General features: G+C 63.6%; 13 protein-coding genes. 5 read left to right on the top strand and 8 right to left on the bottom strand.

What is annotated here, in order from left to right:
- Window positions 1-108 precede the first annotated feature (108 nt).
- The 3 genes from LB551_RS01615 to LB551_RS01605 all read left to right on the top strand — a co-directional run bounded on the left by LB551_RS01615 (window position 109) and on the right by LB551_RS01605 (window position 2,474).
- Window positions 109-339 carry a hypothetical protein gene (locus tag LB551_RS01615; protein WP_224657969.1) on the top strand — a complete coding sequence of 77 codons (231 nt, stop codon included), beginning with the start codon at window positions 109-111 and terminating at the stop codon, window positions 337-339.
- A gap of 128 nt (window positions 340-467) precedes the next feature.
- Window positions 468-1,772, top strand: a complete 1,305-nt coding sequence (locus LB551_RS01610) for a D-alanyl-D-alanine carboxypeptidase (protein WP_224657968.1) — start codon at window positions 468-470, stop codon at window positions 1,770-1,772.
- Window positions 1,773-2,066: 294 nt separating this feature from the next.
- Complete coding sequence (locus LB551_RS01605) at window positions 2,067-2,474, top strand: SH3 domain-containing protein (protein WP_224657967.1); 408 nt, start codon at window positions 2,067-2,069, stop codon at window positions 2,472-2,474.
- 262 nt (window positions 2,475-2,736) lie between these two features.
- Here LB551_RS01605 and fdhF read toward each other — a convergent pair whose 3' ends face one another.
- From fdhF to glp, 4 genes are all read right to left on the bottom strand, one after another.
- Entirely contained in the window at window positions 2,737-5,529 is a 2,793-nt protein-coding gene (fdhF, locus tag LB551_RS01600; RefSeq protein WP_224657966.1) for a formate dehydrogenase subunit alpha, read from the bottom strand.
- On the bottom strand, window positions 5,529-7,202 hold the full coding sequence (locus LB551_RS01595) for an NAD(P)H-dependent oxidoreductase subunit E (protein WP_224657965.1): 1,674 nt from the start codon (window positions 7,200-7,202) through the stop codon (window positions 5,529-5,531). The genes fdhF and LB551_RS01595 overlap by 1 nt, the downstream gene beginning before the upstream one ends.
- 149 nt (window positions 7,203-7,351) lie before the next feature.
- Complete coding sequence (locus LB551_RS01590; protein WP_224624179.1) at window positions 7,352-7,603, bottom strand: sulfurtransferase TusA family protein; 252 nt, start codon at window positions 7,601-7,603, stop codon at window positions 7,352-7,354.
- A gap of 76 nt (window positions 7,604-7,679) precedes the next feature.
- Window positions 7,680-8,936, bottom strand: coding sequence for a gephyrin-like molybdotransferase Glp (glp, locus tag LB551_RS01585; RefSeq protein ID WP_224657964.1), 1,257 nt, complete (start codon window positions 8,934-8,936; stop codon window positions 7,680-7,682).
- 150 nt (window positions 8,937-9,086) lie between these two features.
- On the opposite strand from glp, the gene LB551_RS01580 reads away from it, so the two are divergent.
- Together LB551_RS01580 and mobA are read left to right on the top strand one after the other, a co-directional pair.
- Window positions 9,087-9,971 carry a formate dehydrogenase accessory sulfurtransferase FdhD gene (locus tag LB551_RS01580; RefSeq protein WP_411970927.1) on the top strand — a complete coding sequence of 295 codons (885 nt, stop codon included), beginning with the start codon at window positions 9,087-9,089 and terminating at the stop codon, window positions 9,969-9,971.
- Window positions 9,961-10,602 (top strand): molybdenum cofactor guanylyltransferase MobA, encoded by a 642-nt coding sequence (mobA, locus tag LB551_RS01575; RefSeq protein ID WP_224657962.1) that lies wholly within the window; start codon window positions 9,961-9,963, stop codon window positions 10,600-10,602. Before LB551_RS01580 ends, mobA begins: the two co-directional genes overlap by 11 nt.
- On the opposite strand, the gene LB551_RS01570 is transcribed toward mobA, so the two are convergent.
- Genes LB551_RS01570 through LB551_RS01555 form a run of 4 tightly spaced genes read right to left on the bottom strand, consistent with a single transcriptional unit; the run spans window position 10,586 to window position 15,290 of the window.
- Window positions 10,586-12,535 carry a molybdopterin biosynthesis protein gene (locus LB551_RS01570; RefSeq protein ID WP_224657961.1) on the bottom strand — a complete coding sequence of 650 codons (1,950 nt, stop codon included), beginning with the start codon at window positions 12,533-12,535 and terminating at the stop codon, window positions 10,586-10,588. The genes mobA and LB551_RS01570 overlap by 17 nt on opposite strands.
- Window positions 12,536-12,549: 14 nt before the next feature.
- Window positions 12,550-13,677, bottom strand: a complete 1,128-nt coding sequence (locus LB551_RS01565; RefSeq protein ID WP_224657960.1) for a molybdopterin-binding protein — start codon at window positions 13,675-13,677, stop codon at window positions 12,550-12,552.
- A gap of 42 nt (window positions 13,678-13,719) precedes the next feature.
- A complete protein-coding gene (locus LB551_RS01560; RefSeq protein ID WP_224657959.1) occupies window positions 13,720-14,532 on the bottom strand; it encodes an extracellular solute-binding protein in 813 nt (270 codons plus the stop codon).
- 35 nt (window positions 14,533-14,567) lie between these two features.
- The gene (locus LB551_RS01555; protein ID WP_224657958.1) at window positions 14,568-15,290 is read right to left on the bottom strand and encodes an ATP-binding cassette domain-containing protein; all 723 of its coding nucleotides are present in this window, start codon (window positions 15,288-15,290) and stop codon (window positions 14,568-14,570) included.
- Between the last annotated feature and the right edge of the window lies 1 nt (window position 15,291).

Below are 15,291 nucleotides of genomic sequence, written 5' to 3'. Positions count from 1 at the left end.
GGCCCTCGTGGCTTTCGTCCAACCCGTGCAAGCAGAAAACCGGATGTGGGTCGCTGGCGAAATGCTAAGCGGCGCAGTTGTCCATCGATGGAATGCGGCATCGTCGGGATGCTGTTTTATCGTGAGACGGTCATCGTCTACGAGACGGACCACGAATGGTCGCGCATAACCGGCTATTCCAATGCCGGCTGCTACAAGGGAGTGTCCACCTTCGTGGAATCGGGACGCAATGACTGCAGCAAGGAGAACGGCATCTCAAACGGCAAATTCGCCGAATGGGTGAGATCGGATTTCCTCGCTCCGGCAAAGCCGCCATACGAGCCCGAGATCGAGGGGTAGAGCCGCGACAATTTGCGGCCTCTCGTTAAGAATGCGATAACCAATTGGTAACGGTGCCTGCCTAGCTTCGTGATCCGATGGCCGGATCGCCCGGCCACATTTTACACGGAGCGGCGACGGGCGGGCGGATGTATCTGGTATTGGAGAAGCTTGTCGCCTTCCCGGCGTCATTATTGAAATTCGCCTTGAGGATCTCGGTCGTCATCGTGTTTTGCGCCGCCTCTGCTTCCGCCGTGCAGGCCAATTCCAGATTTTCAGGCATTGTCATCGATGCCAAGACCGGCAAGACCCTCTACAAGGATCATGCGGACGCTCCGCGCTATCCAGCGTCTCTCACCAAGATGATGACGCTCTACCTCATCTTCGACGCGCTGGAGAGCGGCAGGATCTCGAAAGGCACGGCAATACCGGTGTCGTCTAATGCCGCCAACGAGGCCCCCTCCAAGCTCGGGCTGAAGCAAGGTCAAACGATCACCGTCGAACAGGTCATATTGGCGCTGGTAACGAAGTCCGCCAACGATGCCGCGACGGCCATTGGCGAGTTCCTCGGCGGGTCGGAGGCCGGCTTTGCACGTCTCATGACGCAAAAAGCACGACAGTTGGGAATGACCTCCACCACGTTCAGGAACGCCAACGGACTGCCCGATACCGCCCAGAAGACCACGGCACGCGACATGGCACGTCTGGGCCTGGCGCTTAGGGATCATCATCCTGGCTATTATTCCTACTTCAACACCCGATCCTTCAAATACAAAGGTCGGCGCTTCGGCAACCACAACCATCTGCTCGGCCGGGTGAAGGGCGTGGATGGGATCAAAACGGGGTACACGAATGCCTCGGGCTTCAACCTGGTCTCTTCCGTCGAGGCGCAGGGCCGCAGCATCGTCGCGGTGGTGATGGGCGGACAGACGGCCAGGAGCCGAGATGCGCGCATGAAGCGTCTCATCAGCCGCTATCTGGCCAAGGCTTCCAACGGTCCCGACCGGTTCAGGATCGATCGTGGCGGAGAAAGCGCATTGGTCGCGTCCGCGGCTTCGAGCGCACCGGTGCCCACTCCGACGTGGAAGCCGGCTCAAGTGACCGATTCCCGAGCCGCTGTCGCGGCTGAGGCGATGGGCGATGTACCCAGGGAGCAGGCGTTGTCTGCTGATGCCATCGATCCGATGAGCACCGCTTCCACCCACGAAGGTCAATGGATCATCCAGATTGGATCGATGCCAAGCAAGGCCGCAGCTCGTGAAATCCTTTCACTAGCGGCTCGCAAGGCGCCAAAACTGCTTTCGAATACTTCTGCTTTTACCGAGGCCTTCGAAAAAGACGGCGATGTGTACTACCGCGCCAGATATGCCGGCTTCGACAACAAGTCGGAAGCGTGGCGCGCTTGCGGGCGACTGGCGCTCAAAAACATCGATTGCTACGCGCTCACTCGGTAGGTGGGACCGAACGTCCATGCGAACGCTGCAACTCGCTTCTCCCGAGGTCGTCTCACCAGGACCATGCGGCAATATGGAAAGATGTCCTCGAGCCCTCTTCGATCCTTCGCATGGGGCTTCGCTGTGAAACGCCGCGGTCGTGCGCCTCGGAGCAACGTCGTCTCGTCAACTTATCAAGACACCGGTTACGGCTTTTTCGTCAGGGGTAGCCTCCTTCGTTGTTGCCTCATCGCTGCATTGTGTGTTGCAACCGTCACAAAGGCCGGCCCTCAAGCTGCCGCCAATGGGATTGCCTTGCCCCGCTTCGCGTCGTTGAAGAGTTCTCCTGTGAATATGCGGGTCGGACCGGGCACCCAATATGACGTCGAATGGGTTTATGTCCGGCCCAGGATTCCGCTTGAAATCTATCAGGAATATGGAAACTGGCGGCGCGTGCGAGACTGGCAGGGAACATCCGGCTGGGTCTTCGGTCCGCTTCTTTCGGGGCGAAGGACCGCTGTAACCGCCCCATGGGGCAAGGACAAGATCGCGCTGCGCCGGAAGCCTTCGGTTTCCAGCCTCGTCACCGCCTGGCTGGCGCCGGAAGTAATTGTCGAACTGGTGCGCTGCGACGGGCAATGGTGCAGGGTCGCGGTCAATTCGCTGGCAGGCTTCGTCAGGCAAACCCGCCTTTGGGGAATCTATCCTAACGATACACTCTAACAGCAGCACTCGTCGGAAGGCTGCTGCTGGTTGGCCGGTGATGGCGTCTCGCGTCGCCTTCAGCCAAATCAAACCTCGCGAGAAGAACGCCGAGTTGAGGGCGTTCCGCACAACCGTGGCTCACATCTGGCCGGCGACAGAGCCCCACCCACCTGTCGCGAGCCTTCGCAACGGCCTGCCCGACTATTCCGGCGGCCGTCGAGCAATGGACTTCCTCAAGTCAGCCATCGCCCAACACTACTCCGCGGGCAGTTTCCAAACATCATTCGGCAGCTTCGACCGATCTCGATGCCGGCACGATCCGCGCGGCACAATATTTGAACTCCGGGATCTTGCCGTAAGGATCGAGCATAGGGTTGGTAAGCATGTTGGCCGGGCTCTCGGCAAAGCAGAACGGCATGAAAACCATGCCATCGGCGACCTCTCGATCGGCCCGCAGAATGGCTTCGACGATGCCGCGCCGCGTCTCCACGTTGATAACGTCTCCCTGCGCCAGGCCGCGGCGCTTGATCTCGTAGGGATTCATCGCAGCAATGCCGTAGGGCTCGATGGCGTTGAGCACCCCGGCGCGGCGCGTCATGGCGCCCGTGTGCCAGTGCTCCAGCAGGCGCCCCGTGGTTAGCACCAGCGGATATTCGTCATCGGGCACCTCGTCGGGAGGCAGGAGGTCAGCGGGCACGATGCGCCCGCGACCATCCGCGGTCGGGAACCCGGTGGTGAAGACGATCTCGTTGCCAGGAACATCAGGACCATCGGCAGGATAGACGACGGACTCCTCGCGTTCGATGCGCTCCCAGGAAATGTGCTTCAGCGACGGCATTACTTGCGCCATTTCGGCGAAAACATCCGAAACGTGCCCGTAGTTCCAGCCCAGCCCCATGCGTCTGGCAAGCTCGATGATGAGATCGAGGTCCTGCCGCGCCTCGCCCGGCAGGTTGACGGCCGGTCGGCCGATCTGCACCTGCCGATTGGTATTGGTGTAAGTGCCGAGCTTCTCCGCATGCGCGGAGGCAGGGAGCACCACCTCGGCATGCCACGCTGTTTCGGTCAGGAAGATGTCCTGGACAACCAAATGCTCCAGTTTGGCGAGCGCGGCGCGCGCATGGCTCTGGTCGGGATCGGACATGGCCGGGTTCTCGCCCATGATGTACATGCCCCGGATCTCGCCGTCATGGATCGCGTCGACGATCTCGACGACGGTCAAGCCGCGCTTGGGATCGAGCGTTTGGCCCCAGAAATTCTCGTACTGGCCGCGGATGTCGGCATTCTCCACCGATTTGTAGTCGGGGAAATACATCGGGATGAGGCCCGCGTCCGAGGCGCCCTGGACATTGTTCTGGCCGCGCAGCGGATGCAGCCCTGTGCCGGCGCGCCCGACATGGCCGGTGATCAGCGCCAGCGCGATCAGGCAGCGCGAATTGTCCGTGCCGTGGGTGTGCTGCGAAATGCCCATACCCCAAAAAATCATCGAGCGTTCCGCCTTGGCATAGGTGCGCGCCACCTCGCGCAGCACACCGGCCTCGATGCCGCAGACGGGAGCCATCGCCTCGGGCGAGAAATCCTTGACCTTTGCCTTCAGCGCCTCGAAGCCGGAGACATTGGCCTGGATGTACTGCTCGTCATAGAGCCTCTCTTCTATGATGACGTGCAGCAGCGCGTTGAGCATCGCCACGTCGCTGCCCGGCTTGAAGCGCAGCGCATAGCTGGCGTGGCGCATCAGTTCCTGGCCGCGCGGATCCATGACGATCAGCTTGGTGCCGCGCTTTGCCGCTTGCTTGAAATAGGTGGCCGCCACTGGATGGTTTGTCGCCGGCCGCGCCCCGATAATGATCACGCATTCGGCCTTCATGGCGTCCATGAAAGGCGCCGAGACCGCGCCAGAGCCAACGCCCTCCATCAGAGCGGCCACGGAAGAGGCATGGCAGAGCCGGGTGCAGTGGTCGATATTGTTGGTACCGAAACCCTGCCGGACGAATTTCTGGAAGAGATAGGCCTCCTCGTTCGACCCCTTTGCCGAGCCGAAGCCAGCCAGCGCCTTGCCACCATGCTGGTCGCGGATGCGCTTCAGCCCGCTGGCGGCGCGCTCCAGCGCCTCTTCCCAGCTGGCCTCGCGGAACACTGTCAGCGGATCGACATTGCGCAGATCAATGTCGCCGGCCTTCGGCGCGTCGTCACGCCGGATCAGCGGCTTCGTCAGCCGTTCGGGCGACATCACATAGTCGAAGCCAAAGCGGCCCTTGACGCAGAGCCGGTTCTCGTTCGCCGGGCCGTTGCGGCCGTCGACCTGGACGATTTTATTGTCCTTGACGGCGACCTGCGTCTGGCAACCGACGCCGCAAAACGGACAGACCGTGTCGACGACCTTGTCGAACGCCTGGACGACACGTGTCTTGCCGGTCTCGTCCATCAGCGATTTCTCGTAGAGCGCACCAGTCGGACAAGCCTGGACGCATTCGCCGCAGGTGACGCAGGTCGACAGGCCCATCGGATCGTGCATATCGAAGACAGGAACCGAGTGATTGCCGCGCTCGGCCATGCCGATCACGTCGTTGACCTGCACCTCGCGGCAGGCGCGCACGCAAGCGCCGCAGGTGATGCAGGCGTCGAGATTGACGGCAATGGCCGGATTGGTGATGTCGAATTCCGGCTCCACGCCATCCCCGGCGAACTTCGAATTGAAGCGGCTGCCCGAAATCCCCATCGAACCGGCCCATTGCCAGAATGCCGACTGGTTGTCCGGACCGTCGCTCGCCGGCCGCATGTTGCTTGCGAGGAGCTCGAATACCATCTCGCGCGACTTGCGGGCGCGTTCGGTATCGGTTTTCACGACCATGCCGGCGGAAGGCTGGCGAACGCAGGAGGCAGCCAGCACGCGCTCGCCTTCGACGTCGACCATGCAGGCGCGGCAATTGCCGTCGGGGCGATAGCCCGGCATATCGACATGGCACAGATGCGGAATCTTTGTGCCCTGGCGCTTGGCGACGTCCCAGATAGTCTCGCCAGGGGCGGCGCTCACGGTTTGCCCATCGAGGGTGAATACCACGCTCTCGGCCATCAGAGGTCACTCCGGAAATGCGTCAGCAGATGATTGATCGGATTGGGCGCCGCCTGGCCCAGGCCGCAGATCGACGAATCGCGCATCACCGCTTCGAGGTCGCGAATCTTGTCTTCTGGCATAGGGCCCTGCTCCTGCAAGATAGCCACCAATTTCTCGGTTCCCTCGCGACACGGCGTGCACTTCCCGCAGCTCTCATGCTTGAAGAATTTCATGAGGTTGAGCGTGACCTGCTTTATATTGTCGGCCCGCGAGAACACGACTATAGCATGGGAGCCGACGAAGGCCCCCTGCTTGGCCAGATCGCCGCCGAAATCGAGCGGAATGTCCCCCAGTGCCGCTGGCAGGATGCCGCCTGAGGCGCCACCCGGCAAATAGGCCTTGAACTCATGACCGTCGGCCATGCCGCCGCAATAGTCGTCGATCAATTCGCGCACCGTGACGCCGGCCGGCGCCAGCTTGACACCGGGATTTTTCACCCGGCCGGACACGGACCATGAGCGGATGCCGGGGTGGCCGGGCCTGCCCTGCGCAGCGAACCATTGCGCGCCCTTTTCGACGATGTCGCGGATCCACCAGAGCGTCTCGACATTATGGTTGAGCGTCGGCCGTCCAAACAGGCCGACCTCGGCGATGTAGGGGGGGCGATGGCGCGGCATGCCGCGCTTGCCCTCGATGCTTTCCAGCATCGCACTCTCCTCGCCGCAGATATACGCGCCAGCGCCGCGGCGGAGTTCGATGAAGCCGGGCTTGACGATGCCGGTGGCCTCGAGCGAGGCGATCTCTTCGCGAAGAATGGCGAGCACCGCAGGGTATTCGTCGCGCATGTAGAGATAGATCCGTTCCGCCTCGACGGCGTGCGCCGCGATCAATGCACCCTCAAAGGCACGGTGCGGATCTCGCTCGAGATAGATGCGGTCCTTGAACGTGCCGGGCTCACCCTCGTCGCCATTGATCGACATCAGACGCGGGCCCGGATAGGAGCGTACGAACTGCCACTTCTTGCCAGCCGGAAAACCCGCACCGCCCAGACCCCTCAAGCCTGCATCGCCCAGGGTGGCGATGAGCTCGTCCGTGGTCAGCGCCCCAATCCGTACCCGCTGCAAAAGCTGGTAGCCGCCCGCCTGCCGATACGCCTCCAGCCCGACATAATCGGGCACGCTCACACCGGTCTCCGCTGCCGCGGCCATGCGCCTCAGGCCTTCGGCGGTTGCCTGGTCGACCTCGCGATCGCCGATACGCGCGGCAGGCGCGCCAGCGCAACGGCCCATGCAGGGCGCGCGCATGACCCTGATCGCCGCTGGATCGGCGCCCGCTTGCAATTCGGCCAGGAGGGTGTCGGCGCCCGCCAGCATGCAACTCACTGAATCGCACACGCGGATTGTCAACGGCGCAGGAGGCGTCTCGCCTTCCTTCACAACGTCGAAATGGTCGTAGAAGGTCGCCACCTCGTAGACCTCGGCCTGGGACAAGCGCATATCTTGCGCCAGCGCCCGCAAATGCCGCGCCGACAGGCAGCCATATCGATCCTGGATCAGATGGAGGAATTCGATCAGCAAGTCGCGCCGTCGCTGGCGCGCGCCCAGGAGCGCCTGGACCTCGGCGAGCGCGGCGTCATCCAGCGGCCTGCCCTTTGGTCCACGATCACGCGGCCGTCGTTCCTGGATCGTCATGTGCTCACCTCCCCGAGTGAAACGCTCTTACCTCTTAACGATATCCCGCGGGCCAGGATGTCGACTATGAGGCACGACATGTCCCCTGCACGACCAGCGCAAGCATTGCCTCGCAAATCTTGGGGCCGCCGCCGACGGGGTGCAACTCGTCACATCGTCGCGGGCTGCGTCTTTTCGATCATGAACACGACGCGATCGCCGTCGCGTTCCGTCGCTTCAAGTCGCTCGCCCATCTCGTTGAGCAGATTGGGGATATCGATGACCGCCAGCGGGTCCGTGCAGTGAACCTCGAGCCGCTCGCCTGGCTTCAAGGCTTTCAGTGCCTTACGAGTCTTCAGTGCTGGCAAAGGGCACTTAAGCCCGGTCAGATCCAACTTCGTCGTGGTTATCATGGTCGGCATGATGCCCGACAGGGCCTGGCCCCGTCAATCGAGCCCGGGTTGCGGCTCTCGTTTCGAGGACGCGGTCCGACGGCTCTCACATAAGACTGGAATAGGGGAGGAACTGGACCGTGTGACCGGGCTCGACACGGACTATCTCCTCTCCCAATTCGACGAGACCGTCGGTCGCGACCAGCGATGACAACAGTCCTGCGCCTTCCCTGGGAAACTTCGTCGCTTCGTAGCTACCATCCGCGGCCGTGCGTACGCTTGCTCGCACATATTCGCGCCGTCCCTGCTTTTTGCTATAGGAAAAGGCGGCCCGCATCGCGATCGGAGTCGGCGTTTGCTGGAGGGCCCCCGCAAGGGCGAGGATTGCCGGGCGGGCAATATGCGCGAAGGTGACGAAGCTCGCCACCGGATTGCCAGGAAGTCCGATCAGCGGGGTTCCATCGATCACCCCCATGGCGACCGGCCGGCCCGGCTTGATCGCGACGCGCCAGAACACCAGGGTTCCGGCACTCTCGACGGCGGCCTTCACGCAATCTGCCTCGCCCGTCGACACACCGCCCGAAGTCAGGATCAGGTCATGGCTCAATGCCGCTTCGCTCAGCTTTTCAGCGATCAGGCTACTGTCATCCACGAGGATACCGAGATCGGTGGTGTCGCAGCAGAGTCGAGCGAGCATCGCCGTCAGCATGAAACGGTTGGAGTCGAAAAGCTGCGCCGGTCCGCGCATGTCTCCCGGCGCGACGATTTCGTCCCCGGTCGAGAACACTGCCACGCGTATCCTGCGCCTGACCTGGAGTTCGGTGAGCCCCAATGCGGCGGCGAGCGCGATATCCTGCGGCCGCATCCGGTGGCCCGCCGGGAGGACGGCCTCGCCCAATGCGACATCTTCACCCGCAGGGCGTACATTGGCACCCTTTTTCAGGCCGGGCGGGAGAAGGATCCTGCCCGAGCCGTCGATGCTCACGTCTTCCTGCATGAACACCGTATCGACCCCGTCGGGCATTGGAGCGCCAGTGAAGATGCGTACCGTCTGGCCCGGCGGCACAGGTTCATTTGCCGCCATGCCGGCCTGAACCCTCCCGGCAACGGCGAACGCCGTCTCGACAGCCTGCGGCAGGTCTGCCCCTCGCACGGCGTAGCCGTCGACCGCGGAATTCGTGAAGGGCGGCAGCGGCAGCGAGGCTACCATCTTTTTTGCCAGGACGCGCCCATCCGCCAGCAAGAGCGGGACCGTCTCGACCTCCTGTACGGCGCTGAGTTTCGAGGCAATCAGCGCGGCAGTCTCGTCGATGGGCCGCATCTGTCCGCCGAAAGCGAAGCAGTCATCCGAGATCTGCGCCATTTATATTCCCACTCTACGAGCGTGCCGGCTTCTTCGTAATCGCATCAATCCGGCTTTTTTTAATCAGCTTCGGTTGAACAGCCTGTAAGATACGGCAAGCTAGCGCAGGCGCGAGCCAGAATACGACGTCAGGAGACTGCCATGCATTTGATGCTACGCCAACCGGAACACGCCATCATCACACCCGATCCGCAAGACCAACGGCTGACGGAGCTGGTTGCGGGCGTCGACCATACAGGCGCGACGGTGGAGGTCCGCGTACCGATCGAACGTGCCCTGACGCTCTATCTCAACGCTCAGGAGATCGTCACGATGATGACGGTCAACGACTACCCTGAATATCTCGCGCTCGGCTATCTGCTGAACCAGAACATGCTTCTGCCCACCGATGTGGTGACGGACGTCGAGTATGACGAGGACCTCCAGGTCGTGGTCGTTCGCACCGAGCGCAACACCGACTACGAGCAGAAGCTCCGAAAGCGAACGCAGACCTCGGGTTGCGCCCAAGGCACCGCCTTCGGCGACGTGCTGGAGGCGATCGAGGACATCACGCTCCCGCCTGCTGAGCTTCGCACCTCCTGGCTCTACGAGCTGACGCACAAGATCAACACCACGCCGTCGCTCTATCTGGAAGCAGGCGCGATCCATGGCTGCGTCCTTTGCAGGGAGGGCACGCCGATCTGCTATATGGAAGACGTCGGCCGCCATAACGCCGTCGACAAGATCGCCGGCTGGATGTACCGCCACGCCATCGATCCGGGGGATAAGATCATCTACACGACCGGGCGGCTGACCTCCGAGATGACGATCAAGACGGTTCGAATGGGGATTCCCATCCTGGTTTCGCGCTCCGGCTTCACCGCCTGGGGCGTGGCGCTGGCCCGCCAGGTGGGACTGACGCTGGTCGGCCGGGCGCGCGGCAAGCGCTTCACCGCACTTTCAGGCCAGGAGCGGATCGTCTTCGACCAGGATATCGCTTCGGTCGATGAGGAAGCGCCGCACCACCGCCGCAAGGGTGCCGAGCATGACGACTGAGCGGCCCATGACGCTGGGCGTCTTGCTCGCCGGCGGTCTGGGTCGGCGCATGGGCGGCGGCGACAAGCCGACGCGCATGATCGGCGGACGCACGATGCTCGAGCATGTTATCGAACGGCTGGGACCGCAGTGCGACGGGCTCGTTCTCAATGCCAATGGCGACCCCGTTCGCTTCGCCCGTTTTGGCCTGCCCGTCGTCGCCGACACGATCGAGGGTTATCCGGGGCCGCTCGCCGGCATGCTCGCCGCGCTCGACTGGACGGCGGACAACAGGCCCGACGTCGAGTGGGTGGTCAGCGCCGCCGGTGATTGTCCTTTCCTGCCGCGCGACCTCGTTGCACGTCTCCAGCGGACGCGCATGACCGAGGGGGCGGATTTGGCGGTGGCGGCATCCGGCGGTCAGGCGCATCCGGTCATCGGGCTCTGGAAAGTCGCCTTGCGGGACGAATTGCGGCATGCGTTGACCAACGAGGGCCTGCGCAAGATCGACCGGTGGACTACCCGCTACGGCCTTGCCATCGTGTCCTGGCCGGCAGAGCCGGTGGACCCGTTCTTCAACGCCAACACGGTCGACGACCTCGCCGAAGCCGAGCGGCTGGCCGCGCTGCTTGCCGCTAACCCGGCCGGCTGAATCCCGCGCGCTCCAGCGCCGAATGCATCTCGTCGGTCTGGAGAACTTCGAGGAACGCGTGCACCGCGGGCCGATCCTTTCGCGCGCAAACCAGCGCGAAGTCGTAGTGCTCTTCGGTCAACGGGATAAGACCGAGCCCGGCCGCACGCGCGACCGGCGCGATGGTGACGCCCCAGTCGGCGCGCTTCTGCGCTACCGCCGCTGCCACGGCATTGTGTGTGCGCGGCTGGTTCCAGTAGCCGTCCGGGCGTTCCGCGCCGAGGAGTTGGTCGATCAGGATACGCGTTCCCGAGCCTTGGTTGCGATTGACCATCATGCAATCGGGATCGGCGAGCGCGGCACGGACCGCGTCCTCCGCGCCGAGGCCCTCGAAGCGCTCGTCGCCTCGGCGGAACACCAAGCCTTGCATGCGCCGCCAGCCTGGCACGAGTTCGAGACCGTCACCAAGGAAGGGCGCGTTGTAGTTCCGCGTCTTCGGGTCGAAGAGATGGATGGGAGCGAGATCGCACTCGCCGCGCTTGGCCGCCGCAAGACCGCCCAGGCTTCCCACAGACAGCGAGCGCACCGAAATCCCGCGGCGCGAAAGTTCGCCAACGACCAGATCGAGGCCGACGCAATGACTGCCGATGACGACGAGGTCGGGAACGCGGACCCGCGGCGTGAACAGCGTTACCGGCACGTCGGCACCGGCAGGCACATGATCGGCCAGTGCCTCGATGCGGATGAAGCCGTCCGCCTGGGTAAAGGATGTTATCGCTCCCGAGCCCTTACCAGTCGGATAGGCCGTTAATCCTTTCTGCCCTTGCACAAGGGAGACCATCGCGAATTCGGTCCGTCCGAGTTCGGAAGGAACCCGCAATGGAAGGCTTGCGGTGACCTGAGCATCGACGCGCGGCGGCAGCCCCGCCATGCGCCGCAGGGCGGGTACCACCATGTCATGGAAGGTGAACATGGCCGAGGTCGGAAATCCCGGCAGGACGATGACCGGCTTGCCCCCGCACACCGCCAGGCAAAGCGGCTTTCCGGGCTTCAGCGCCACGCCGTGGGCGATGATGCCGGGCTTGCCCAGTCGGCCGATAATGCGATGCGTGACATCCCCTGCCCCTTTGGACGTGCCGCCCGACAGGATCAGTACGTCGTGGGCGGCGAGCGCCTCGCGCATAGCCGTCTCAAGCGTTGCCTCGTCGTCTGGGAAGGCACCGAGAAAATGTGCTTCGCCGCCATTTTCAGTGACCGCCGCAGCGATGATCGGTCCGTTGGCATCATAGATGCCGGCCGCCCGCAGTGGCTCGCCCGGCTGAACGAGTTCATCGCCAGTGGAGAGCACGGCCACGCGTGGCCTGCGCGCCACGGCCACTTGTGCGATTCCGCACGCGGCGAGCATGCCGATTTCGCGCGAGCCGATTTGCGTTCCGGTGCGCAGCACGACCTCTCCTCGCGCCATGTCAGATCCTGCATTGGAGACAAACTGGCCGGGCGAGATGCCGCGCCCCACCTCGATGGCACTCAACCCCACCGGATGGGTATGCTCCACCATGATGATCGCGTCCGCGCCACGCGGCAGCGGCCCGCCGGTTGCGATGGGCGTGGCGGTTCCGGTCAGAACGGGGAGTTGCGGAACCGTGCCGCAGGCAATCGCTTCCGCATTCAGCTCAAGCCGAACGGGACGGGTTTCAGAGGCGGCAGCCAGGTCGGCCGCACGTACCGCGAAGCCATCGACATTGGAGCGGTCAAAGGGCGGCACGTCGACCGGCGCCGCCACGTCTTCGGCAAGAACCAGCCCGAGCACGTCGGCCAGCGTCCGCGTCTCGGTCGGTAACGGGCGGGGAAACAACACTGCCTCGAAGCGCGCCAGCGCAGCTTCGCGCGATAATATCGTCAGGAACTGCTCCTGCCCGCTCTTCTGCTGGGCCGATGATGGAGAATTCGTCATAGGAGCTCACTCGATCAAAAGTTGCGGAGCGGAAAGGCGGAGACGGGCGTGCCGACGGCATACCCCTCGCTATCGCCCGGGACCGCAAGCCAGGCGTCGGCAAGCCGCATGGCGTCCAGCGAAAAGTCGCCGACGGCGAGCGGCGTCCACATATCCCGTTCCTTCCCGAGCAGAACGAGCTCGTAAAGTCCGACCGCGGATGAGATTTTCCGCGAGAGCGGCAAGATGATGCCGGGCCGTTCAGATCTGCCCGACAGGCGGTCCAGGACTGGCTGGACAAGCGCAAGGAACCCGGCGAAAGCGTGGAGCGGCGATCCGGCCAATGCGACCACCGGTGTCTTGCCGAGCCGGCCTATCGCCGTTGTCCCTCCGGGTCGTAAGGCCATGCGGTGCCTAATCAACACCCCGCGCCGCGCAAGAGCTTCGGCGGTCACGTCGGCGTGGCCGTCACCAGTACCACCGATCAGGAACAGAAAATCGCAGGCCTCGCCATCCAGAGCGGCAATGATCGATGCCGCGTCGCGCTTTACGGTCTCTATATCGGTAACCGAAGCGCCCGAGGCACTCAGGCTCTCGACCACGAGCCGCATTGAGAATGTCTCGTTGCTGTCGGCGGCGACGTCGATCGCGCGCACGCGCGGGCTCCTTACGGCAAGCTGGCTCAGTCCCACTTTGCGGGCGACCAGCAGGTCGGCGACGCCGATCGCCTTTCCCTCAAGCATTGGCGGGCGGGCCGCCGCCATATCCTCGCCCGCCCGGCGCACACCCTGACCGGGCACGGCTTCAGCTACCGCTTGGATCATCGGTCCACTGCAATCGACGAGGCCGGCCGGCAGCACACAGTCGCGATTTTTAGGCATTGCCTCACCCGTCTCGACCCAGATCGGCGCGACCGGCAAAACTAAGGGCGAATAGGCTGATGCCCCCACGAGGTCGAGGGCGCGACACGCCCAGCCGTCGATGGCAGCGATGTCTCGCGCAGGCTGAGCTGGCACGACAGCCGGCATCCCGGCAGCGACATAGCCTAGGGCTTGTTCAAGCGGCACCAAGCGGGGAGTGACGGGCATTACACCATCGAGCAGCGCATCGAGCGCCGCTTCCAGGGGAGTCAGCGGGCCCGTCGAAGAAAACGTTCTCGTCATGGCGCGATATTGAAGCAGACGCGAGCCTGTTTGCAACCAGCTTCAGGAACGCTCGCGCTGCGCGTTCGGGAAGAAGAGCTGCTGCCCGTCGATCTTGTACTCCCCGATCGCCTTCTGGCCCTCCGGAGAAACCAGCCAATCGATGAAGCGCTGGCCGGCCTCCACTTTGACGCTTGGATGTTTGTGAGGATTCACCAGCATCACGCCATACTGGTTGAACAGCCGCTTGTCGCCCTCGACGGCGATGTCCAACACGCCACGATTCTTGAACGACAGCCATGTGCCACGATCGGAAAGCGTATAGGCGTTCATCGCTGCCGCGGCGTTGAGCGCCGCCCCCATGCCCTGCCCGATCTCCTTGTACCACGGCCCCTCGGCCGCCTCGATGTCGATGCCGGCCGTCTTCCACAGACCCAATTCGGCCGAATGGGTGCCGGACCTGTCACCGCGCGACACGAAGGCCGCTTTCTTGGCTTCGATGGCGATCAGCGCGGCTGCGATGTCCTTGGTCCCGCTGATGCCCGCCGGGTCGCTCTTGGGGCCCACGAGGACGAAGTCGTTGTACATCACGTCGAAGCGCTTCACCCCGAAGCCTTCCTTTATGAACTTCTCCTCCTGCGCCTTGGCATGGACGAAGACCACGTCGGCATCGCCGCGCCGACCGGTGTCGAGCGCCTGACCGGTGCCCTGAGCGACGACCTTCACGCTGATGCCGGTTTTCTTCTCGAACAGCGGCAGGATGTAATCAAACAGGCCAGAATCCTGGGTCGAGGTCGTCGACGCCACGACGATCGACTGGTCCTGGGCAGGTGCGCCGCCGGCTAGCATCAGAAGCACCATAAGCGCAGAGAACATTCGGCGGATCAGCATCTCAATCTCGGTCCAGTTGATCAAAGCACGAGCTCGCCGCGCACGAAGGCAGCGGCTTGCGGGGTCGCGGGGCGGTCAAGGAAGTCGTCGGCGTCGGCGTGCTCGCAAACGCGCCCCCGGAGCAGAAAGACGACGTCTCCCGCGATCCTGCGTACCTGGCCGAGGTGGTGCGATGCCATGATGATCTTCGTGCCCGATTGGGCAGCCGTGATGATGATCTGCTCGACAAAACGCGTCGCCGCCGGATCGAGACTGGCTGTCGGCTCGTCGAGCAACAGGATTTCGGGCTGGCGCGCCAGGGCGCGCGCGAGGGCCAGCCGCTGCTGCTCGCCACCGGAGAGATGCCGTGCCGGACGTGCCGCGAGATCGAGAAGACCGACGCGCTCGAGCAGTTCCTCCGCGCGCGGGGCCCGCAGCCGGCGCGGACAGCCGGCTTGAGCCAGTGCATAGGCGACATTCGCGGCCGCCGAGCGGCGCAGCATCACCGGCTTCTGGAACAGGATCGCACGCCGTGTCGGCGGGGAAAACGTTCGTCCCCCCCAAGTCAGGGCTCCCGCAGAAGGTGCAACAAGCCCCATGCAGAGCCTCAGCAGGGAGGTTTTGCCCGATCCGTTCGGGCCGACGACCAGAGTCGGCGCGCGCGGCCCGATCGTCAGGTTCACCCGGTCCAGGATGGTCGTCGCACCGGCGACCAGCGACACGTCATCGAAGACAAGTGGAAGATCGCTCTGAGCAGCCCGCATC

Origin of the sequence: Mesorhizobium sp. BR1-1-2, assembly GCF_020165435.1 — a bacterium.
In the GTDB taxonomy this organism is placed as follows: Bacteria; Pseudomonadota; Alphaproteobacteria; order Rhizobiales; family Rhizobiaceae; genus Mesorhizobium.
This window is presented reverse-complemented; position numbering and strand designations above follow the sequence as displayed.

Bases quoted from the DNA above. Each gene is read 5' to 3' on its own strand.
- LB551_RS01555 (WP_224657958.1), bottom strand. From the start codon at position 15,290: ATGCGGGCTGCTCAGAGCGATCTTCCACTTGTCTTCGATGACGTGTCG.
- LB551_RS01610 (WP_224657968.1), top strand. From the start codon at position 468: ATGTATCTGGTATTGGAGAAGCTTGTCGCCTTCCCGGCGTCATTATTG.
- LB551_RS01565 (WP_224657960.1), bottom strand. From the start codon at position 13,677: ATGACGAGAACGTTTTCTTCGACGGGCCCGCTGACTCCCCTGGAAGCG.
- LB551_RS01580 (WP_411970927.1), top strand. From the start codon at position 9,087: ATGCTACGCCAACCGGAACACGCCATCATCACACCCGATCCGCAAGAC.
- LB551_RS01615 (WP_224657969.1), top strand. From the start codon at position 109: ATGCTGTTTTATCGTGAGACGGTCATCGTCTACGAGACGGACCACGAA.
- LB551_RS01595 (WP_224657965.1), bottom strand. From the start codon at position 7,202: ATGACGATCCAGGAACGACGGCCGCGTGATCGTGGACCAAAGGGCAGG.
- mobA (WP_224657962.1), top strand. From the start codon at position 9,961: ATGACGACTGAGCGGCCCATGACGCTGGGCGTCTTGCTCGCCGGCGGT.
- LB551_RS01560 (WP_224657959.1), bottom strand. From the start codon at position 14,532: ATGTTCTCTGCGCTTATGGTGCTTCTGATGCTAGCCGGCGGCGCACCT.
- LB551_RS01590 (WP_224624179.1), bottom strand. From the start codon at position 7,603: ATGCCGACCATGATAACCACGACGAAGTTGGATCTGACCGGGCTTAAG.
- LB551_RS01570 (WP_224657961.1), bottom strand. From the start codon at position 12,535: ATGACGAATTCTCCATCATCGGCCCAGCAGAAGAGCGGGCAGGAGCAG.
- glp (WP_224657964.1), bottom strand. From the start codon at position 8,936: ATGGCGCAGATCTCGGATGACTGCTTCGCTTTCGGCGGACAGATGCGG.
- fdhF (WP_224657966.1), bottom strand. From the start codon at position 5,529: ATGGCCGAGAGCGTGGTATTCACCCTCGATGGGCAAACCGTGAGCGCC.